Below are 21,171 nucleotides of genomic sequence, written 5' to 3'. Positions count from 1 at the left end.
ATTTGTCCATCAGGTAATTATGAATATATGGGCAGATGTGAAAATTGTATTATTCGTCAATTCAATTCCTTACGCGCAATGAACAAGGAGGAGTTGAAGAGGGTTTCAGATACTAAAACTACCAAAATTTTAAAAAAAGGAGAAATCATTTTTGGGGAAGGAGATAAGCTCAATGGTGTATATTGTGTGAGGGATGGGGTTTCCAAGTTGTCCAAATTAAGTCCCAACGGCAAAGATCAAATAGTAAAACTGGCAACAAAAGGCGCAGTTTTGGGCCAGCGCTCCGTAATTACTGAAGAAGTGGCCAACTTAAGTGCCATTGCGGTAAATGATATGGAGGTATGTTTTATTCCTAAGGATGCTATTATAGATACCTTAAATAGCAATCCCAATTTTGCTGTGGAAGTTCTGAGACATATAGCCCACGATCTAAAGGAGGCAGATGACGTTATAGTTAATATGTCCCAAAAAACAGTTAAACAAAGGGTAGCCGAAGCTTTTATTTATTTGGAGGAAAATTTTGGTGAGGATCAAAATGGCTATTTGGCCTTAACATTATCAAGGGAAGACATTGCCAATGTAGTTGGGACAGCGACAGAATCTGCAATCCGTATTATTTCTGAATTCAAAAAATTGGGGTTGATTAAGGCATCGGGAAAAAAAGTGGCCATAGCCAATAGGCAGGGTCTTAATGATGTTGCAAAGGGATCCTGATCCAGTTTACCATATTTCCCACTGTTTCTATAATTGTATTCCGTTCAGCCAGAACATTCAAATATTCTAAGAAGGGCCATTATTCGTTTTTGTTATTTCTTTTTTTAGGTTGTAATTCCGCAGTAAGCCATTATTTAGCTAGGTTTTACTTGCTTAATATTAACCAGTCCATACCATCCACAAAAGCTGATAAATGTCATAGTTCAGGTTTTTAACTTCCTATAATTTTACGCTGTAGTTTTTGCCTCCTAAAAGGCATTTATAAAATTTAGACCAGTTTGAAAAAGATATTATTACCTACAGATTTTTCTCCCAATGCTTGGAATGCAACCAAATATGCAATTTCACTTTATAAGCATCAGGAGTGCGAGTTCTATATTTTAAATACTTATACACCCACCATTGCCCATAGTAGGTTTATGGCAACAGGGGCCGTTGGGAAAGCTTGTGAGGATGTAGTAAAGTCCAATTCCGAGAAAGGTTTAGAACAGTTAATGGAGCAGATCCAGAAAAAGTATCACAATCCCAAACATAGGTTTGTAACCATTTCCTCCTTTAGTCTCTTGGTAGATGAAATAAAGAATATCATAGAAACCCATCAAATAGATTTAGTGGTTACAGGAACCAAGGGCGCATCCGGAATGGAGGAGGTGTTCATGGGAAGCAATACGGTAAGAATAATAAAATCGATAAAAAACTGTCCAGTTCTCGCCATTCCAGAACATTTTAAGTTTAGAACTCCTTCGGAAATCGCTTTTGCAACAGATTTTAACCGTTTTTATACTACTTCCGAACTAAGGCCTTTATTGAAAATGGCAAAGTCATTTAAGGCGGCCATTAGGATTGTTCATGTTCAATACGAGATTAAATCTCTTACTGAAGTACAGCAATTTAACCTAAATATGTTAAGGAAGTATTTAGGTGAGGTAGAACATTACGTTCATACCATTTCAGAATTAAATTCCGTTTCCCAGACCTTGGAAGTTTTTGCAAATGAATTGGACATTCATTTGTTGGCCATGCTCAATTATCAGCACAGCTATATGGAGAAAATGACCCGCGAACCTGTAATTAAACGTTTGGCCTTTCACACCCAAATACCATTATTGGTAATACCGGAATTGGGTATGGGAACTCCGCCCAACAGTAAAAAGGGCAGGGAAGTATCAACTTCTAACTAATTTCATGCTTTATCGGATTATCCTCATAAAAGTCCTCAAAGGTCCTGTCCGTGGTATAGTTGTCCGTAAGCACCTTAAAAAACATATATACAAGCATTATCTGCCCTAGAACAGTAATGTAAAAAATCCAATTAAAAGGAAAATTCATTGCGGCCATGATGGTAAGGGAAATTAAAACCATCGTTGTAGCGGCCACCCAAAACATAGCTATATTTCTCATCTTTTTATTACAAGTTATTTATAATCAAGGAGATTTGATGTTAAATGACTGCTAAATGTATAGGGGTAATTACAGGTGTTTTGCTAAAAAAATCATTTTTGGGTATGGCCGTATATCATTGTTTTTTTATACTTAGGTTAATGGGGTATAAAATATAGGCTTTTGTTGATATGAAATATATTTTTGATATTTTAGTGAATTATAGATGAAATGAAGGCTTTGGAGAATAGACGGACTTATATTGCGCAGCCTAAAATACTTGTGGCAACGGATTGCATTGTTTTTGGTTTTGACGAGGGCATATTGAAGCTTTTGGTCTTCAGGAGAAGAATAGATCCCTTTAAGGGGGAATGGTCCTTAATCGGCAGTTTTGTGGATGAAGAGGAGAGTGTATCCGATGCCGCTAGGCGTGTGCTTCTCCAGTTTACAGGCTTGGAAAATATTTTTTTGGAGGAGCTAAGGGTGTATAGCGATGTTGACAGGGATTCTGGGGCAAGATGTATTTCCATTGCCCAATACGCCCTGATCAGAATTAACGATTACGATAGGGAGCAAGTAGAATTGCATGGCGCCAAATGGTTTGCTTTGGAAGATATCCCGGATTTGGTCCTTGATCACAACGTAATGATCGCCGATGCATTGGAGCGATTAAAGCAGAAAACCACACTTAGACCTATTGGATTTGAACTCCTCCCGGAAAAATTTACTATTCCACAGCTTCAATCATTATACGAGGCCATTTATCAGACCAAATTGGATGATCGTAATTTTAGAAAGAAATTATTGTCCTTCAATTTGCTTATAAAACTGGATGAAAAGGATAAATCTACCTCAAAAAAAGGAGCCTTTTTATATAGGTTCGATTATGGAAAGTACAAAAGACTGGAAGAATCAGGGTTCAATTTTGTACTCTAACCAAATTAAAATAGGGGATAGGATGATTGTCCAAATAAGATCTTCCAAACAAGGAAAATCTAAAAACCTTTATTATCTTTGTCCTGTTGTGTTGTGTCTCAATGTAAATTGAGGCAAGGTTGTATTTGTCGAACCGTCCAGATGCAAATTTGGCCCGACAAGAACCGATGAAAGGCTTTCCATATTGGGAGGCTTTTTTTGTTTGCACTGTCTTGAGTTAAGGCATTTTAAGGTGCTGCTCCTCTTACTATCGCCTAGAATAGTCGTATTTTCAGAACATTTTATATTTCATTGTTTTTGCCCATCCTTCATCTGCTCCTTAATTGAATCGGATAATTTTAGATAATACTTATTTTATCGTATTTTTAGTTAGGAATCATTAATAACGATAGAGTTATGCCCTTATATCATAAATTAGGTAAAATTCCCCCCAAAAGACATACTATTTTTAAGAAAAAGGACGGTAGTCTGCATTATGAACAACTGTTCGGAACCATTGGTTTTGATGGTATGTCATCACTTATGTACCATCTGCATAGACCTACCATGGTAAAGGAAGTGGGGAAGTCCTTTGACGTTTCCCCTAAAGCCATGGTGTCGCATAATATAAAGTCAAGATTACTCAAAGGTTTTGAAGTGAAGCCCATGAACGATTATTTGGAAAGTAGAACAGTCATGTTGTTCAATTCGGATGTACATATCTCGCTTGCAGCACCCAAAAAATCCATGACCGATTATTTTTATAAAAATGCGGATGCCGATGAAATGTTGTTTATTCACAAAGGCACAGGAGTTTTAAAAACCATGTTGGGGGAAATAAAGTTCGAGTATGGGGATTATCTTATTATTCCCCGTGGAATGATCCACCAGATTAGCTTTGATAGTGAGGAGAATAGGTTGTTGATTGCCGAATCATATCATCCCATTTACACGCCAAAAAGATATAGGAACTGGTTTGGTCAACACTTGGAACATTCGCCATTTTGTGAGCGGGATTTCAAATTGCCGCAGAATTTACAAACCCATGATGAGTTGGGCGATTTTGTGATCAAAGTAAAAAAACAGGGACAATTGCACCATTTGGTTTATGCCTCGCACCCTTTTGACGTTGTTGGTTGGGATGGGTACAATTATCCCTATGGCTTTTCCATACATAATTTTGAACCCATTACAGGACGCGTACATCAACCACCTCCAGTGCATCAGACTTTTGAGACCTCTGCCTTTGTGGTCTGTTCCTTTGTGCCGCGCTTGTACGACTATCACCCCCAGTCCATACCTGCCCCATATAATCATTCCAATATAGATTCCGATGAGGTATTATATTATGTGGATGGCGACTTTATGAGCCGTAAGAATATAGATAAAGGATATATTTCATTGCATCCGGCGGGAATTCCCCACGGCCCACATCCAGGTACTTATGAGGCCAGTATAGGAAAATCCAAAACTGAGGAGTTGGCTGTAATGATAGATACTTTTAGACCATTGCAAATAACCAAGGCAGCTATGGATATTGATGATGGCAAATATTACCGTTCATGGTTGGAATAATACCACTGAATTGTTGAAATTAATATTGAATTTAAAAAAAATGGATATTAGTGGGAGTTGTAAATTACAAAATGAATTAACGAGGCAGCCAATTTTGCCGTTTGTTGATCAATGTCATAAGTAGGATTCATTTCAGCAATATCAAGACTTATCATTTTATTGGAATCGATAATAATTTTTAAGCATTCCAAAACCATTTCTGGGGAGAAGCCCATTGGGGAAGCTGCACTAACGCCTGGTGCGTAGGCCGATGAAAACCCGTCCATATCAATAGTTGTATAGATGTGGTCTACATCTGCTATAAAATCCTCTATTTCCTTCTTTATTTTATTGAAATGTAAGAGGTTGAAGTGTTTTTTTTCAATAAAGGAGACCCCCAATTCCTTTGCGGTTTCAAATAGGATTTTACTATTGGCATCCTCACGAATGCCCAAACACATATATTTAAATTCGGACTTGTCCAATTTGCATTCTTGGGCAATTTGATAAAAAGGTGTTCCGGAATTATTATTGGTTTCGTTTTGGCGAAGATCAAAATGGGCGTCAAAATTGATGATGCCAATGGTTTTTTTCCCGCCTTCCGCGGCTAGATATTTTTTTACTCCGTTGTAATGGCCAAAGGCAATATCATGTCCACCTCCAATAAGAATTGGGAAGGTGTTTTGCATTAGTAATTGGGTCACGGTACGTGCCAAAACGGTTTGCGTTTTTTTTAAATCCCCGTCTTTGCAATCTATGGTTCCCACATCCATTAATAAAGTACTTTCTAACAGGTGATTGGGTAGCTTGGCAAGTTGCTTTCTTATGGCATCTGGGCCTAGGACGGCACCAATTCGACCTTCGTTCCTTTTAACCCCCTCATCGCAGGCATATCCCAATACTGCCCAAGCCGGTGTATTGATACTGGGAAATTTATCAGTATTAAGATCTACGAAAACTACTTTTTCATGCAGGTAGAATTGTTGACCAGACTTGCGGCCTGTCCATAGCAATGAGTCGGTTTTGGAATAGGTGTGCATTCTTATTGAATTTTATAGGTTGATGGCCCAACTAACCGATGAATTTATTCTAGGTGAATAATGAACAAAATAAAGCATTTGATAAGTGTGAAAACTCCTATATCAATATTAGTGTTTTTCCATGTGATGCGAGCAAGTGTTGCCAAGTATTTTTTAAGATACCTGTCGATTTTTCACTGTGCTTTTGGCGCATTTATAATATCGTATTGTATAGCTTGAAGGATAAGTTGAAATCCCAATATAATGGATAGGGTAACGATCATTATGGTTCCTGTAGGGGCAAAGGTATTTATGTTGGCGTAATATATCCATTCCGAAATACCAAAAATAAGACCGAACATAAAAAGTGGAAAACCAAATAACAGATATACCGACCCAATATTAAAATCGTACAAAAAGTATTCTTTTACAATACGTTTTAAAAAAGTGTTGGTCAGCCTTGCTCCAAAGACAAATGGCATTTTCCATATTTTCATATTGGATTGTTCCTCCCCATATATGGCGGGCATAGGGACATCCTTAATGGCTGCTTTTTCAAAGTATAGTTGGGACAAAAGAGAGGTTTCAAAATAGTAACGGTTGGCAAGTTTGCTGAAATCCAACTTTCTCAAAACATCGGTTTTAATGGCCAGAAATCCGTTTGTGGGATCAAAGTTGTGCCAATAACCTGTTGCTGATTTAATAAGGAACGATAAGCCTAAATTCCCAATTCTACGAACAATAGGCATGGCTCTTAAGGCTGTTAGGTCCTTAAATCTATTGCCTTTGGCTACATCGCATTTATTGGCAATTAAAGGGTCTAGTAAATCTGGAAGGTAGCTAAGGTCCATCTGGTCATCTGCATCGACCTTGATTATAATTTCTGCACCAATTGCAATGGCCTCTTCAAGACCTCTTTTGGTAGCACCACCAACCCCTAAATTAATGGTATTTTCTAAAAAATATAGGGTTGCCTTGGCATGTACAAGTTTTTCCAAATCCTCCTTGGGTAATGGGGTTGGACTTTTGTCGTCTACAATTATTACATACTGTATGTATTCCGGTAATTTGGAAATAACGAGTAATATTTCATTTGAGGCATTGTAATATGGGATTACAACTGCGATTCTCTTGGAGCTATATTTCTGCATTTCCATGGTTGCCGTGTTAATTAGGATTCTTTGTTTATTATATCTTTCCCCTCTATTCTTTTAGTTCCCAGCCTGTTGTTTGGCGTAACTTAAATTTCCCCTTGCCAACTTAGAGTTCGGATCTAATTTTAGAGCTTCATTACATGCGGTTATTGCCTTCTGGTATTTGTTTAGTTCGTTGTAGGCGGAACAAATGTTGTTATAGGCAATGGCGTTAGGTGATATTGCTATGGATTTCCTTGCAGCTGCAATGCAGGTCTGATATTTTTCTTTCTTGTAATATTCAAGACTAAGATTTATATAATAATTTGATACTTCCTTATCTGATAAATTGGCGGTTACATTGGCGGTACTCTTCTTTTTATCCATAGCATTTTCCAAATTGTTTTTTGCCAATTGATAGGAGGGTTTTAACTCCAATGCCTTTTGGTAAGCCTCTATGGCCTGGTCATAATTCAATAAATAAAAATGGCCTATACCTATATTGTTGTAGGCATCAGCGTATTCAGGTTTTAATTCCAAAGCTTTTCCGGCTGCTCTAATACAATCTTCATAGTTGCTGGCATTGAAATATTGCAAACTTAAATTTAAGTATTTTTCAGGGCTTGGAGCACCGGCTACCTCTTCTTCAAGGGCGGCAAGAATGGATTTTTTGTTCAAGGCAATATCCAAGTATTTTTTAGCGGTGCTATCTTCTGGCCATTTTGCCAAAACTTCATTGCTAAAGTTTTTCATATTTTCCCAATCCTCAAGTTTATGAAAGGATTTTAGGATATATTCCCGGGTGTCAAGATAATTGGGAGTAAGGTTATTTACCTGGGTGAAATAATCTATGGCCTCTTTAAATTGGTCATTTTGAAATAAATACCGTCCGTAAAAGTATTTGGTTTTATGGTTTGAATCACTTAGTGATAAGGCCTTTTTAAAGTTTTTGTCTGCACTTTCCTTATCGCCTATGGCATTTTTTAAAATACCAAGATTGGTATAAATACTGGAATAATTAGGGGAATATTCCAAGGCCTTATTAAATGATATTTCGGCATTGGCATAATCTGCATCTGCCATAAGGGCAAGTCCATAATTCATATGGCCACGGCCGTTTTCAGGACTTTTTATGGTAACATCTTTCCAAAGACTACGCTCGTCTTTCCATACTTTATTTCGCTGGTGAATGCCATAGGCATTGGCGGTCAAGAAAAAGATGATGAACAAGGCCACTGAATATTGACCAATATGTGTGTTCAATATTCTTGGAAAATAGGTTTCAAGTATATATTTGCTGCCAAAAACAAAAGCTATTGTTAGGCCCATATAGGGTATAAAACTTCGGTGGTCGTTTAATACTTCTGCAAAAGGAAGAACGGAAGAAGATGGCAGTAGTGAGATGAAAAACCACAACATGCCAAAGGAAAATAATTTGGTTTCCTTTTTATTGGATGCCTTTAATGCCAAATAAGCCAAAAGACCTATACCAATTATCCCCAAAATCGGCCTATAATCCAAAATGGACTCAAAGGCCTTCCAATCAGTGTCGGCAGAAAGGTTATAGGGAATAAAATAGGTCAAAATATAGTGGCACATTACCAACGGCTGGGTAATTAGATAATTGTACCTATCAGGTCCTCCTGGGGCAAAGGTATCCGGCAACATGCTAAAATAGAACACTAAAAACGCTACAGTCAGTATAAAGGAAGGAAACACCTTGACAAAGGAGCGGATACATTTTTTAAACTCAGTTGCCCTATAGAAGTGTAAAAGGTCTACTTCTTCCTCAAATACTAAAAAATAAAGAAATAATAGCGGCGAAAAAACCAAGGCCATTTCCTTGGAAAAGAAGCCAATAAAGGGGAAAATAAGATAAAGATGCCATTTCCGCCATTTTCCGCCACTTAAAAATGCAACAAATCCTAATAAGACATAAAATCCTGCAATAATTTCCGACCGTTGAATAATATAATTTACCGTTTCTGCATTGGCACATAGTAGACCAAATGCCGCGGCGACCAGTAGTCCCCAAAATTGGTTGTAGTTGGAAAATTTCAGACTGTCCAATAGTTTTTTTACAAAAAGACAGAGCGCGGCACAGGTGAATATGAAGAATATAAAAATATGAATATGGAATGCTAAAGGGTCCAAACCATTTCCCAGTTTATAATCTATGGCGTTTTCAAGGGTAGTGTATGGCCGGTAGGTCTGATTGCTAGGGAGTGAACTAAAGGTGGTGGCATCCTTGAAAAATGCTTTTACGTCTACCTCTTTAATAGCATTGTTATCTTCTATAGTATGGCTATCGTCAAAATGAAAACCATTTAAGAAATGATTGGAATATGCCAGTATCAGTACAAACAACAATAGGGTGCCTAGTAAAATAAAAACCGGATTTTTAAATGAGTTGTAGTTGTTGCTGTTATAACCGGTAATCCTGTATATAGCCTTGGTGAACTTTGGTATTACTGCAATCATCGAGTTTGGTAATTTTTTTTCTTGGTTTTAGCGGCAAAAAATTACAAACTTCCTAGCCGCTCTTTCATATTTAATAACAACCTATATTATCCACAGACCTATTAATAATTACTTTATTTCCATGGCAGAATTAAATTCCAATTATCTTCTTACTATACTTTTTTAAAAACAAAACATCGGGTGTCAGGGAATATTTGTAAAAATGGGAATAGAAAAAATACGCCAATTTTAGTAGCCAATCTCATTAGATACCCTTGTTGGTTATCTTGTTCTATTCTATCGGATATTTCTGATAAATTGATGGTTTTCAATGGAAAGGATTCTACCTGTTCAAAATTGTTGTCCTTGGCCAGCCGCAACAAGGTACGTTTTGTAAAATAGCTCAAGTGCGGGCTGTGAAAATTAAATTGCCACATTCTGTCCAATATGGATTTTACACCAAATCTATAGGCTATTTTGGAAATGAAATAAATTATTCCGTCTTGCTGTGGTAAATTAATGATCAAAAGCCCATCGGAATTTAGCAAGTTATAATTAGCTTTCATTATTCCCTTTAAATCGGGTAAATGCTCCAAAACATCATTATAGGCAATAAAGTCGTACAGTAACTGTTCCGAGAGGTCTTGTGGGAAAAAACCATTCTTCACTTGCAGACCTTCCTTTTGGTAGCGGTCATTAAAGCGGGTTTCAGGCTCAATTCCCTCACAACTAATATTGTGATCTTTACAGACCTCCAGAAACCAACCATATCCGGGACCTACTTCCAGGCCATGGACTTTGGTTTTACCATGCTTTTTGATGGAAGTGATGATATGCTGAAAATTTTCCTTGCGTAAATTGATAAGTGCCTTCTCCCTAGTTTCTTCGTTGAGATCGGAAACTAAAGTTTTATTGAAGGTGGCATCAGGACAAAATTGAAAACCACAATTTGAACATTGATGTACATTAAATTTTAGTTGGTATTGTAATTTGGTTTTGGGATTGTTACAAATAGGACAGGGAATCATTATTTTTATTATGGTTTTTTTACTGATTATTTGCTTCAACAAAAGGAGAAACAATCCCGAATGAAAAACGATATAAGGACTGTTTCGTCCATAAAAATAGATGTTTCCAAGTAAAATATAAAATTTAGGAAAGGTTTTTACTTTAATAGTTGTATCGAGATCCAATATCACGCCATTGGGACATGGACGATCGACACGTGCCATTGCCAATTGACCAAAATATAATTGATTATTAAAACAATCTTTCCAACAATTCGTCTTCTACCAAATTGGGCAAGGTTACCTTCAATTCCGGAGTACGAGTCATTTCCCGTTTTATGGCAAATATTGCCTCCTTATTTCTGGCCCAACTTCTTCTGGATATGCCATTGTTTACATCGTAAAATAACATGCTTTTTAAACGTCTAGAGGCATCTTCGGAACCGTCCAGAACCAATCCAAAACCTCCATTGATAACCTCGCCCCAACCTACCCCACCACCGTTGTGGATCGACACCCAAGTGGCACCCCTAAAACTATCGCCAATAACATTTTGGATTGCCATATCTGCCGTAAACCTGCTTCCGTCATAAATATTGCTGGTTTCCCTAAAAGGGGAATCTGTACCGCCCACATCGTGGTGGTCCCTTCCCAAAACAATAGGTGAAGTTATTTCGCCCGACTTGATGGCGTTGTTGAAGGCCTCAGCAATTTTAGTCCTTCCTTCTGCATCTGCATATAGTATGCGTGCCTGTGAGCCAACCACCAAATTATTGGATGCCGCTTCACGTATCCATTTTATATTGTCCCTCATTTGCTGATGAATCTCTGGCGGAGCGGTAATCAGCATTTCTTCCATGGTACGTAAAGCAATGTCATCTGAATTTTGTAAGTCCATTGGGTCTCCCGATGTGCATACCCATCTAAAGGGTCCAAAGCCGTAATCGAAACACATGGGGCCTAGGATGTCTTGGACATAAGAGGAGTATCTAAAATCTTTGCCATTATTGGCCATTATATCTGCTCCTGCCCTAGATGCTTCCAATAAAAAAGCATTGCCATAATCAAAAAAATAGGTGCCCTTGGCCGCATGTTTGTTAATGGCCGATACCTGTCTTCTTAATGAGGCTTGTACCTTTTGTTTAAAATCTTCGGGTTGGGTCCTCATAAGAAGGTTGGATTCTTCAAAAGTTAGCCCTACCGGATAATAACCCCCGGACCAAGGGTTATGAAGCGAGGTCTGGTCTGAACCAAGATGGATAAATAAATTTTCCTGATCAAACTTTTCCCACACCTCTACAATGTTGCCTATGTAGCCCAAGGAAACAGCTTCATTCCGTTCCATGGCCTGCTTAGCTCTTTTAGTTAATTGGTCCAGGTCTACCAGAAGTTCGTTTACCCAACCTTGTTGGTGTCTTTTTTCCGCGGCAGCTTTATTTACCTCTGCGCAAATAGTAATACAACCAGCAATATTTCCGGCTTTGGTTTGGGCCCCGCTCATACCGCCCAATCCAGAGGTGAGGAATATTTTGCCTTTAGCAGATTCGTCATTTTTCAGGACTTTCCTAAAGGCGTTCAAAACGGTTATGGTGGTGCCATGTACTATTCCCTGCGGGCCAATGTACATGTAGGATCCTGCCGTCATTTGCCCGTATTGGGTAACTCCCAGGGCATTATATTTCTCCCAGTCGTTCTGCTTGGAATAGTTGGGGATCATCATCCCGTTGGTGACTACTACTCTTGGTGCTTCTTTGGACGAAGGGAAAAGACCCATGGGATGCCCGGAATAAATATGCAAGGTTTGTTCGGCGGTCATAGTAGCCAAATATTGCATTGTAATAAGATACTGTGCCCAATTCTGAAAAACGGCTCCATTACCACCATAGGTTATAAGTTCTTCGGGATGTTGTGCTACCTTGGGATCTAAATTGTTTTGGATCATTAACATAATACTGGCCGCCTGGGCAGTTTTTGCCGGATATGCATCAATGGATCTGGCGTGTATAGCGTAGTCTGGTTTAAAGCGGTACATATATATTCTGCCCAACGTATTCAATTCCTCTGCAAATTCCTTGCCTAGGGTTTCGTGCCAATCTGCTGGAAAATATCTTAGCGCATTCCTTATGGCCAGTTTTTTCTCTTCCAAGGAAAGGATGTCCCTGCGTTTGGGAGCCCTACTTGTAATCTTGGGATAGGTTTTTTTTATTGGTAATTCTTTTGGAATACCCTGCAATATTTGAGCTTTAAAATTCTCTGTCGTCATCGGTCCATTCATTTTTTGAGGTTTTATACTTCTACAGCCAATCTTCCTTTTTTCCAAACTAGGGAGGGTAGCAACATACCTTGTTGATAGAGTATTTCTTTATAATTTCCGGTAGGAAATGCAATTAGGTCGGCCAAAAGTCCGGTTTCAATTTTACCGCGATCCCTTAAGCCCAAAGCTGCGGCAGCCCTATAGGTAATCCCGGCCAGCACTTCTGCATTGGTCAATTTTTCAAAGGTGCCCAGAATTGCAGCTTGGGTCAACAGGTTTCCCATGGGTGCCGATCCTGGATTCCAATCACTGGCAATCGCCACAGCAGCGCCTGCATCCAATAGTTTTCGTGCTGGGGTATAGTTGCATCCCAACCCTATGGAAGCTCCTGGCAAGGCAGTGGCAATGGTATTGCTTTTGGCCAACAATTGAATTTCTTTTTCTCCGCTGGCTTCCAAATGATCGGCACTGATAGCATTGTATTTTACGGCTACTGCACTTCCTCCAGTAGAAAATTGATCGGCATGTACGGTGATATCGAATCCCATTTCTTTGGCCCTATCAAAATAGGGAGCTATTGATGTTGGAGAAAAGGCGCCTTCCTCTATAAAGGCATCAATCCTTTGTGTTAACCTTTCTTTTTTTAAAATAGGAAACAGCTCTGTGCTTATTTCCAGTAGATAGTCATCTGCCGTGCCATTATTATCTTTTGGAACCATATGGGCTGCCAAACAGGTAGGAACCAGATCCGATTTACATTCTTCCCTTGCCGATGCCATAGCCCTGAGCATTTTAAGTTCCTCCTGTACCGAAAGGCCATAGCCACTTTTTACTTCTATAGTAGTCACCCCATGGTTTATATGTCTTTCTGCTCTTTCCGTTATTAAGCTAATAAGTTCAGGTGTGCTGGCTTTCCTTGTTTGGGTAACCGTGTCCCAGATTCCGCCTCCGGACTTGGCAATTTCGAGATATGTTTTTCCTGAATTTCGCAGGGCATAGTCATTGGCCCGGCTACCTCCGAAGCAAATGTGGGTGTGGGTATCAATAAATCCAGGAATGCATATCATTTCGGAAAGGATGAGTAAATTCTCGGCATTTAAATTATTCGCTTCTTCTGATACTTGAGCATAAGGTCCTACGGCGTATATTTTTTCATCGACAATTATGATGCCCCCATTTTCAATAATAGTTAATTGTTGGTCCAATAATGCACCTTTAAGGGGCAATCCACCCATAGTCAAGATTTGCTTAAAAGGTCCGATGAGGGTGTATTTTTTCATTTTTGTCTTATTTCTAAAGTCCAGTGGCCAAGGTCCACTACTTGCTATCTAATATTCTTCAAATTCCAATTCATAAGGACAGTTCATTTTCAGTTTGTTCCGTTTCATGGTTTTTTGCACCGTCAGGATAATACTGCGGTCTTTGATCATATCTATTCCTTTTTCAATATCCTCTGAAAAAACCCTATCCTTATGGGCAAAGGCCACTTTTTTACGAACCTCCTTATGGACTTCGTCCAATAATACTCCCGATTTCATGGGTTTTCTAAATTCAAAAGCCTGTGCTGCTGTAAGGAGTTCTATGGCCAAGATTTTTTCCACGTTTTCTAGGACCTGCAGGGCTTTTCTCCCACTGATAGAACCCATACTTACATGGTCTTCCTGTCCTAAGGACGTGGGGATGCTATCGGCGCTGGCGGGGAAACACAAACCCTTGTTTTCACTGGCCAAGGCCGCTGTTGTATATTGTAGGATCATGTAACCCGAATTGATGCCGGTATCTTTCATCAACAATTTGGGTACTCCTGTACTGTTGCCTTCCAGGGCCAAATAAATACGGCGGTCCGAGATATTTCCCAGCTCAGAGGCGGCCAGGCAGGCGTAATCCAAGGCCATGGCCAAAGGCTGTCCGTGAAAATTCCCTCCACTAATAGTTAATTCCTCATTTATGATTATAGGGTTGTCCGTAACTGAATTTAACTCTATCTCCAATAGTTCCTTTAAATGTAACCAAGCATTTCTGGAAGCACCGTGTACTTGAGGGATGCACCTAAGGGAATAGGGGTCTTGAACCCGTTCGCAATCAATGTGGTCCTGCATTATTTCGGAATCTTCCAATAGGAAACGGATTCTTGTGGCTACATGACTATTTCCTTTAAATGGCCGTAGTTCATGCAGTTCCTTAAAAAAGGGTTTTACACTTCCTTGGAGCCCTTCGATCATCATAGCCCCAATGATATCGGCATGAGTAAGGCTAGCGTGCATTTTGTCTATGACCATTACGGCATGTGCAGCAATAAATTGTGTGCCATTTATTAACGCCAGTCCCTCTTTGGGTCCCAATTCCAAGGGTTCTAGGCCATAAATTCTATGGAGTTGAGCTGTGGAAATCAATTTTCTTATATACCTGACTTTTCCTAATCCTATTAGAGGTAAAAATAAATGGGATAAGGGAGCAAGGTCACCGGACGCTCCTACTGAACCTTGTGAGGGTACTATTGGAATGGCATCATTGTCTATGTGCCATATTATTCGGTCCAAGGTAGTTTCTGCAATGCCAGAATAACCTTGGGCCAAGGAATGGACCTTTAAAATAAGCATCAATTTGGCTATTTCGGTCTCTATGGGCGTACCTACACCTACACTGTGGCTTTGAAGTATATTGGTCTGAAGAATTTTGGTCTCCGCTTTGGAAATTTTTATTGTACATAAGGGTCCAAATCCGGTATTAATGCCGTAAACAGGTTGGCCTTGGTCCACTATATGGGCCACGACTTCATAACTGGCCCGAATTTTTTTTCTTGCCTTTTCTGAGATTTGTCCTTGAATCGTTCCCCTAGCAAGGCCCAGAGCAAGACCTGCAGTTAGATGATCTTCCCCGAAAAAAAATATTTTTTTTGAAGTAGTCATGGGATTATTTTTTTCAATATAAATTTATTGATTAAGTTTGATAATCACCAATACTATTAATATACATACTTAATAACCATGGGTTATCAATTAGAGCTCCGACATTTTAAATATTTTTTAGCGGTAGCAGAAGAGTTGCATTACAGAAAGGCTGCTGAAAAATTATGTATTTCCCAACCAGGCTTGAGTAGACAGATTAAGCAAATGGAGGAGATATTGGACGTAAAGCTATTTATTCGGAGTAAAAAGAAAGTAGCCCTTACCGCCGCGGGTGAATATTTGAAAAGTGAAATTGAGTTCATCTTAAATCATTTGGAAGTTACCCAAAAACAGTTGAGGCACATTCGGGATGGCAATTTTGGGGAAGTCCGTATTGGTTTCTTGGGTTCTGCCATGCAAGAAGTTATTCCAAATCTGTTGATCAAGCTTAAAGAAAAATTCCCTGGAATCCAGACCAATTTGGAAGAATTGTCCAACAGTGCCCAAGTCAATGCCATATTGAAGGATAAGTTGGATATGGGATTTGTGCGTTTGTCCAGGGTGCCGGAAGGACTTAATATTCAACCAGTCTTTAACGATACCTTTTCCGTAGTATTACCGGAATTATATCCTATGCTTACTAGAGAATTTAGGGATGTAGGACAATTGGCGGAGGAGAACTTTATTTTATTTGCCCAAGATTATAGTCCTTTGTATTTTGATACGGTGATGAGCATATGCGAAGACGCAGGTTTTACACCCAAAGTATCGCATAAATCGGTACATGCCCAGACCATTTTTAAGTTGGTGGAGAATAATTTGGGCATTGCCATAGTACCCACTTCCTTGCAATACGGTTTTCAAATGAAGGTGAAATTTATAGAATTAAAGAACATTCCGCAAAAGGCTATACTTTCTGTTTGTTGGAAGGAGGATAACAGGAACCCTGCCTTGAGGCATTGTATTAATTTGTTGTTAAACGAGTCATAGCAAGATCTTTAATAACTTTAGTTTGTAATCAAATAATTTAAAAGAATATGATTTTTGATATAATAAAGAGGCGCCGCTCAGTTTTTCCGGCACAATATAATGACAAACCCATTAGCAAGGAATCTATAGAGAAGGTTTTGGAGGCTGCCAACTTTGCGCCTACCCATAAAAAAACAGAACCTTGGCGTTTTAGGGTGCTACAAGGGGAAGCTAAAGAAAAATTAGGGCTGTTCCTTTCGTTAAAATATATGGAAACCGATCCTAAGCCGAAGCAATTTAAGGTAGAAAAGTTGATACAAAATCCTAAAAAAGCTGGGGCTGTTATAGCAATATGTATGCAGCGAGATCCGCAGGAGAGTTTGCCAGAATGGGAAGAGGTTGCGGCGACCGCCATGGCAGTACAGAATATGTGGCTCTGTTGTACCGAGATGGGTATTGGAAGTTATTGGAGTTCGCCAGGCCTTATAAAATATATGCACGATTTTTTTGAGTTGAAACAGGGAGAAATATGTCTGGGCTTTTTCTATATGGGCTATTATGATGAAGAAATTCCCGAGGTTACCAAAGGGCCATGGCAGGAGAAGGTAACATGGCTATAAGGATTTTTTTTAGGTGAAAAACGGAAACAATGTCGATCTGTATTCCCAAGCCTTATAAATAAATAGCCCTAAATAAATTATAGTAACCATAAATTTCAGGAAAGTACCGGTTAAAAAACCGAGAAAAGATCCAAAAGCGGCCTTTAGGGCCGTTTTTTGGTCCGCTTTGTTAATGAGCTCTCCCACTAATGCCCCTAAAAAGGGCCAAACAATGATGCCTAAAAACCCCAGAACTGGAAATATTAAGGCAACCAAAAGTCCAATTGTGGTACCTATCATACCCCATTTGCTTCCCCCGAATTTTTTGGTTCCCCAAACCGGAATAATATAATCCAAGGCAAAAACCATTACTGCAATGGCCAAGGTAATCCCCAAGAAGACCCAATCATCCGGGATTGCGGTGGTGAGATAGAGTAGGAGCAGGCCTACCCAGCTTATTGGAGTTCCAGGGAGTACCGGAAGAAAGCTGCCCAATACGCCAACAAACATTAAAAGAAGTCCAATAATCAACAATGCAATATCCATACTATTGTTTTGATTTCCGACGGGAATAAGTTCTCTGTTTGACGAAGATAGGGAGGAATTGTTACATGGAAGGGAAAGGATTGGGTTAGTCACTAGGACAGAGTCTATTTCGCTGGCGCGAGCCTGCCTCAGTCGGTAGACAGGCGTCACGCTCGTGCCTATTTAGAATTCCCCACTCGTGCCTACATATGTTTAGTAGAGGAAGGGTCCAGTACGAGCGTGACGCTCGCACTAGCTTTAGGATTTTCCTAATCTAAGTTGTCTATGGGAAATTATGTGCTTTTCCAAGGACTTGGGCTTACAATCCCTTCCGTCACCTCGACAGCTAACCAAGAATCCACCTTGTCCTCCCGTGGAAAACGCGGGACAGGCTTATCCAAGGGAAGGAGCCTAATGTTGTTATTAAACTCTAAGTTTTATTGTCACACCATGTAATGCAAAAATAATGCTCCTTCCCCCAATCAGGGGAAGGTGGGTTCGACAAAGGAGGAGCCGGAAGGGGTGAGAAACGCAATCCTTGTCGTGTAATGAAGAGAATGATGCCCAGCTATAGCTCCCACGGGTCATTTAGGATGACGCTTCATAAAAGATAGAAAACTAATCTAGCGTTAAATCCAATATTGAATACTCCAAAATCCCCCTCTTGAGAGGGGTTAGGGGTGTGTTTTCACTGCTTGCTAGTATTATATTTAGGAATCTATGCCCTACCTATATTCTATCAGGACTATTGGCTTTTCCAAGGACTTGGGACACCAATCCTTTCCGTCTCCTCGACAGCTAACCAAGAATCCACCTTGTCCTCCCGTGGAAAACGCGGGACAGGCTTAACCAAGGGAAGGAGCTTACAATTATTAAACACATAGTTTTACTGTAACACAATGTAATGCCAAAAAAATGCTCCTTCCTTTAATCAGGGGAAGGTGGCTTCGACAAAGGAGAAGCCGGAAGGGGTTAGAAACGCTGACCTTTTCGTTTAATGAAAAGAATGATGCGCAGCCAAAGCTCCCGCGGGTCATTTAGGATGACGGTTCATAAAATAAAGAAAATTAATCTTGCTTTTAATCCAATATTGAATACCCCAATATTCCCCTCTTGAGAGGGGTTAGGGGTGTGTTTTCACTGCTTGCTAGTATTATATTTAGGAATCTATGCCCTACTTATATTCTATCAGGACTATTGGCTTTTCCAAGGACTTAGGACACCAATCCCTTCCGTCTCCTCGGCTGCTAGCCGAGAATCCACCTTCCCTTAACCAAGGGAAGGAGCTTACAATGATTATACTTATGGTTTTATGTCACACAATGAAATGCTTAAAAAATGCTCCTTTCTCTAATCAGGGGAAGGTGGGTTCGACAAAGGAGAAGCCGGAAGGGGTTAGAAACGCTGACCTTTTCGTGTAATTAAAAGAATGATGCGCAGCCAAAGCTCCTGAGGGTCATTTAGGATGAGGGTTCATAAAAGAACGATAATTAATCTTGCGTTAAATCCAATATTGAATACTCCAAAATTCCCCTCTTGAGAGGGGTTAGGGGTGTGTTTTCCTCTTGCTGACCTCTTGCTGGCGCGAGTGTCACGCCCGTGCCTCTTTAGAATTCAGAATAAAAAAATTCTAGTATGAGTATGACGCTAGCTATAGCTTCAAATCAATTTTTTAACTAAAAAATTAGTTTAAACTAAATATTTAGTTATATTTGTTATAGTGTTCAACTAAAAAGTTAGTTAAATGAAACAATTAACCAAGGCAGAAGAGGAAGTAATGCAGGTATTATGGCAGTTGCAGAAATGCAACGTGGCCGCCATAATTGACGAATTGCCGGAACCCAAACCAGCGTACAATACAGTTTCCACTATTGTGCGCATTTTGGAAAGCAAAGGTTTTGTAGACCACGAACAAGAGGGCAGGGGCTATCTTTATTTTCCGTTAGTAAAGAAATCGGATTACGGCAACCAGTCCATCAACAAATTGGTAGACGGCTATTTTCAGGGCTCATTTAAAAGTATGGTCTCCTTTTTTATGAAAAAGAATGATATGAGTCTTTCAGAATTGGAATCAATACTCAAGGACATTAAAAAGGAAAAGGAATGATACAGTATATTCTAGAATGCATGGCCTTCCAGTTATTGTTTTTGATCGTTTACGATCTGTTCCTTAAGCGGGAAACCTTTTTTCAATGGAACAGGGCTTACCTGATGGGGACATTTGTACTTTCTTTGTTGTTACCATGGATAAAGATCGAGGCTTTAAGGACTTCCGTTTCTCCTAAATATTTTTTGTATCCGGAATATTTATGGGGTACTGATATGTCGGAAGGAGCGGTTGTTTCTCCTGAAAATTTACACTCTTTAAATCTTTCGGCGACCGAAATAATCTTTTTTGGCGGAATGTTCATTGCAGCAGTATTATTTGTTTATAAACTATACCAAATAAACCGACTCAAAGCCCAGGGCGAGATCCATTATTTTCAAAAATTTACCAGAGTGGTGGTACGGAACAGTGCTATGGCCTTTTCATTTTTCAGGTCCATCTTTTTGGGCGACCAAGTGTTGGAAAATGATCATCAAAGCATTATTCAGCACGAGCTGGTACATATAGAACAAAGGCATACCTGGGACCTGTTGTTCTTTGAATTGATGCGCATTCTAGGCTGGTTCAACCCCTTGGTCTACATATATCAAAACAGGGTTTCCGAATTGCACGAGTTCATCGCCGATGCAAAAGTGGCCAAGACCCATAAGGCGGAGCAGTATCAATTGTTGTTGTCGCAGGTCTTTCAGACCCAACATATTTCTTTCATCAATCAATTTTTTAAATCATCATTAGTCAAAAAACGAATCGTCATGTTACAAAAATCAAAATCAAAGAAAGTTTGGCAATTAAAGTATTTGTCAATAATACCCTTGATCTTGGGAATACTGGTATATACCTCTTGTGAAGAGGATAGTAGTATTGCCGACAAGGAAAATGTAAAATTGCAGTCATCCATAGATGTGCCCTTTGCCTCTATAGAAGTAGTTCCGGTTTTTCCTGGTTGTGAGGGTTCTGTAAATCCTAGGGATTGTTTCAATAAGAAAATTCAAAAACACATTAGCAAAAATTTTAGATATCCTGAAGAAGCTCAGGAAAAAGGAATTCAGGGACGGGTAAATGTGATGTTCACTATACAAGAAGATGGAAGTATCGGCAATGTTCGGATGCGGGGACCGGATAAAGTTTTGGAGGATGAGGTAGCCAGGATTATTTCTTTATTGCCCCAAATGACTGCCGGGCAAGAAAACGGAAAGAAAGTCCGGGTTCCTTTTTCGATTCCTATTACCTTTAAGCTTGAAGGGAGCGAAGAGAACGCAGGCCAACCCCGAACATTTAACTATGACGGTAGCGGATACGTTCCTTTTGCAGTCGTGGATGAAGTTCCGGTTTTTCCGGGTTGTGAAGAGGCCACGGATCCTAGGACATGTTTTCATGAAAAGATTCAAAGACATATTGGGAAGAATTTTAGATACCCTGAAGAAGCACAAGAAAAGGGCATTCAAGGCCGGGTAAATGTTATGTTCACTATTCAAGAAGATGGAAGTATAGGCAATGTTCGCCTGCGCGGACCAGACAAGATTTTGGAGGATGAAGCCGCTCGAATCATTTCTTTATTGCCCCACATGACTGGCGGCATATATCAAGGGAAGCCAGTTAGTGTACCTTTTTCAATACCTATAACTTTTAAATTGCAGTAAGCGGGTG

Annotated in this window: 17 protein-coding genes; 8 read left to right on the top strand and 9 right to left on the bottom strand. The window is 39.5% G+C overall.

From position 1 onward, the window contains the following. Positions 1-78 precede the first annotated feature (78 nt). Both H4O18_RS09830 and H4O18_RS09825 read left to right on the top strand, forming a co-directional pair. On the top strand, positions 79-714 hold the full coding sequence (locus tag H4O18_RS09830; protein WP_187584018.1) for a Crp/Fnr family transcriptional regulator: 636 nt from the start codon (positions 79-81) through the stop codon (positions 712-714). 278 nt (positions 715-992) lie between these two features. After that, positions 993-1,895, top strand: coding sequence for a universal stress protein (locus tag H4O18_RS09825; protein ID WP_187584016.1), 903 nt, complete (start codon positions 993-995; stop codon positions 1,893-1,895). On the opposite strand, the gene H4O18_RS09820 is transcribed toward H4O18_RS09825, so the two are convergent. Beyond that, positions 1,888-2,115, bottom strand: a complete 228-nt coding sequence (locus H4O18_RS09820) for a hypothetical protein (protein WP_187584014.1) — start codon at positions 2,113-2,115, stop codon at positions 1,888-1,890. The genes H4O18_RS09825 and H4O18_RS09820 overlap by 8 nt on opposite strands. Positions 2,116-2,325: 210 nt before the next feature. On the opposite strand from H4O18_RS09820, the gene H4O18_RS09815 reads away from it, so the two are divergent. Continuing rightward, positions 2,326-3,030 carry an NUDIX hydrolase gene (locus H4O18_RS09815; protein WP_187584012.1) on the top strand — a complete coding sequence of 235 codons (705 nt, stop codon included), beginning with the start codon at positions 2,326-2,328 and terminating at the stop codon, positions 3,028-3,030. 396 nt (positions 3,031-3,426) lie between these two features. Then, positions 3,427-4,584, top strand: coding sequence for a homogentisate 1,2-dioxygenase (locus tag H4O18_RS09810; RefSeq protein WP_187584010.1), 1,158 nt, complete (start codon positions 3,427-3,429; stop codon positions 4,582-4,584). Positions 4,585-4,631: 47 nt separating this feature from the next. Here H4O18_RS09810 and hutG read toward each other — a convergent pair whose 3' ends face one another. The 7 genes from hutG to hutH form a co-directional block, all read right to left on the bottom strand. Beyond that, positions 4,632-5,603, bottom strand: a complete 972-nt coding sequence (gene hutG, locus H4O18_RS09805; RefSeq protein WP_187584008.1) for a formimidoylglutamase — start codon at positions 5,601-5,603, stop codon at positions 4,632-4,634. 173 nt (positions 5,604-5,776) lie between these two features. Next, positions 5,777-6,739, bottom strand: a complete 963-nt coding sequence (locus tag H4O18_RS09800; protein ID WP_187584006.1) for a glycosyltransferase family 2 protein — start codon at positions 6,737-6,739, stop codon at positions 5,777-5,779. A 54-nt stretch (positions 6,740-6,793) separates the two neighbouring features. Beyond that, positions 6,794-9,196: a tetratricopeptide repeat protein gene (locus H4O18_RS09795; protein WP_187584004.1), complete on the bottom strand. Its 2,403-nt coding sequence runs from the start codon at positions 9,194-9,196 to the stop codon at positions 6,794-6,796. Between the two features lie 152 nt (positions 9,197-9,348). Further along, the gene (locus H4O18_RS09790) at positions 9,349-10,203 is read right to left on the bottom strand and encodes a class I SAM-dependent methyltransferase (RefSeq protein WP_187584002.1); all 855 of its coding nucleotides are present in this window, start codon (positions 10,201-10,203) and stop codon (positions 9,349-9,351) included. Positions 10,204-10,435: 232 nt separating this feature from the next. Then, positions 10,436-12,457, bottom strand: coding sequence for a urocanate hydratase (locus H4O18_RS09785; RefSeq protein WP_246474174.1), 2,022 nt, complete (start codon positions 12,455-12,457; stop codon positions 10,436-10,438). An 11-nt stretch (positions 12,458-12,468) separates the two neighbouring features. Continuing rightward, the gene (gene hutI, locus H4O18_RS09780; RefSeq protein ID WP_187584000.1) at positions 12,469-13,716 is read right to left on the bottom strand and encodes an imidazolonepropionase; all 1,248 of its coding nucleotides are present in this window, start codon (positions 13,714-13,716) and stop codon (positions 12,469-12,471) included. A 48-nt stretch (positions 13,717-13,764) separates the two neighbouring features. After that, positions 13,765-15,345 carry a histidine ammonia-lyase gene (gene hutH, locus H4O18_RS09775; protein ID WP_187583998.1) on the bottom strand — a complete coding sequence of 527 codons (1,581 nt, stop codon included), beginning with the start codon at positions 15,343-15,345 and terminating at the stop codon, positions 13,765-13,767. Between the two features lie 78 nt (positions 15,346-15,423). Between hutH and H4O18_RS09770 the strand changes: the two genes are divergently transcribed. Together H4O18_RS09770 and H4O18_RS09765 are read left to right on the top strand one after the other, a co-directional pair. After that, positions 15,424-16,314 (top strand): LysR family transcriptional regulator, encoded by an 891-nt coding sequence (locus H4O18_RS09770; RefSeq protein WP_187583996.1) that lies wholly within the window; start codon positions 15,424-15,426, stop codon positions 16,312-16,314. Between the two features lie 47 nt (positions 16,315-16,361). Next, positions 16,362-16,913: a nitroreductase family protein gene (locus H4O18_RS09765; protein ID WP_187583994.1), complete on the top strand. Its 552-nt coding sequence runs from the start codon at positions 16,362-16,364 to the stop codon at positions 16,911-16,913. Between the two features lie 9 nt (positions 16,914-16,922). Here the strand turns inward: H4O18_RS09765 and H4O18_RS09760 are convergent, their stop codons facing one another. Then, positions 16,923-17,438, bottom strand: coding sequence for a DUF456 domain-containing protein (locus tag H4O18_RS09760; RefSeq protein ID WP_187583992.1), 516 nt, complete (start codon positions 17,436-17,438; stop codon positions 16,923-16,925). Positions 17,439-19,161: 1,723 nt separating this feature from the next. Here H4O18_RS09760 and H4O18_RS09755 point away from each other — a divergent pair. Continuing rightward, positions 19,162-19,524, top strand: a complete 363-nt coding sequence (locus tag H4O18_RS09755) for a BlaI/MecI/CopY family transcriptional regulator (RefSeq protein ID WP_187583990.1) — start codon at positions 19,162-19,164, stop codon at positions 19,522-19,524. Then, complete coding sequence (locus H4O18_RS09750; RefSeq protein WP_187583988.1) at positions 19,521-21,164, top strand: M56 family metallopeptidase; 1,644 nt, start codon at positions 19,521-19,523, stop codon at positions 21,162-21,164. Before H4O18_RS09755 ends, H4O18_RS09750 begins: the two co-directional genes overlap by 4 nt. Positions 21,165-21,171: the final 7 nt, after the last annotated feature.

This window comes from Arenibacter arenosicollis (genome assembly GCF_014397245.1).
GTDB lineage: Bacteria > Bacteroidota > Bacteroidia > Flavobacteriales > Flavobacteriaceae > Arenibacter > Arenibacter arenosicollis.
Note: the sequence above shows the minus strand (reverse complement) of the source record. Positions and strands in the feature narration are given on the sequence as shown.

Excerpts from the sequence above, each read along its gene's own strand:
- H4O18_RS09830 (WP_187584018.1), top strand. The coding sequence starts at position 79 with ATGAACAAGGAGGAGTTGAAGAGGGTTTCAGATACTAAAACTACCAAA.
- H4O18_RS09820 (WP_187584014.1), bottom strand. The coding sequence starts at position 2,115 with ATGAGAAATATAGCTATGTTTTGGGTGGCCGCTACAACGATGGTTTTA.
- H4O18_RS09815 (WP_187584012.1), top strand. The coding sequence starts at position 2,326 with ATGAAGGCTTTGGAGAATAGACGGACTTATATTGCGCAGCCTAAAATA.
- H4O18_RS09810 (WP_187584010.1), top strand. The coding sequence starts at position 3,427 with ATGCCCTTATATCATAAATTAGGTAAAATTCCCCCCAAAAGACATACT.
- hutG (WP_187584008.1), bottom strand. The coding sequence starts at position 5,603 with ATGCACACCTATTCCAAAACCGACTCATTGCTATGGACAGGCCGCAAG.
- H4O18_RS09800 (WP_187584006.1), bottom strand. The coding sequence starts at position 6,739 with ATGGAAATGCAGAAATATAGCTCCAAGAGAATCGCAGTTGTAATCCCA.
- H4O18_RS09795 (WP_187584004.1), bottom strand. The coding sequence starts at position 9,196 with ATGATTGCAGTAATACCAAAGTTCACCAAGGCTATATACAGGATTACC.
- H4O18_RS09790 (WP_187584002.1), bottom strand. The coding sequence starts at position 10,203 with ATGATTCCCTGTCCTATTTGTAACAATCCCAAAACCAAATTACAATAC.
- H4O18_RS09785 (WP_246474174.1), bottom strand. The coding sequence starts at position 12,457 with ATGAATGGACCGATGACGACAGAGAATTTTAAAGCTCAAATATTGCAG.
- hutI (WP_187584000.1), bottom strand. The coding sequence starts at position 13,716 with ATGAAAAAATACACCCTCATCGGACCTTTTAAGCAAATCTTGACTATG.
- hutH (WP_187583998.1), bottom strand. The coding sequence starts at position 15,345 with ATGACTACTTCAAAAAAAATATTTTTTTTCGGGGAAGATCATCTAACT.
- H4O18_RS09770 (WP_187583996.1), top strand. The coding sequence starts at position 15,424 with ATGGGTTATCAATTAGAGCTCCGACATTTTAAATATTTTTTAGCGGTA.
- H4O18_RS09765 (WP_187583994.1), top strand. The coding sequence starts at position 16,362 with ATGATTTTTGATATAATAAAGAGGCGCCGCTCAGTTTTTCCGGCACAA.
- H4O18_RS09760 (WP_187583992.1), bottom strand. The coding sequence starts at position 17,438 with ATGGATATTGCATTGTTGATTATTGGACTTCTTTTAATGTTTGTTGGC.
- H4O18_RS09755 (WP_187583990.1), top strand. The coding sequence starts at position 19,162 with ATGAAACAATTAACCAAGGCAGAAGAGGAAGTAATGCAGGTATTATGG.
- H4O18_RS09750 (WP_187583988.1), top strand. The coding sequence starts at position 19,521 with ATGATACAGTATATTCTAGAATGCATGGCCTTCCAGTTATTGTTTTTG.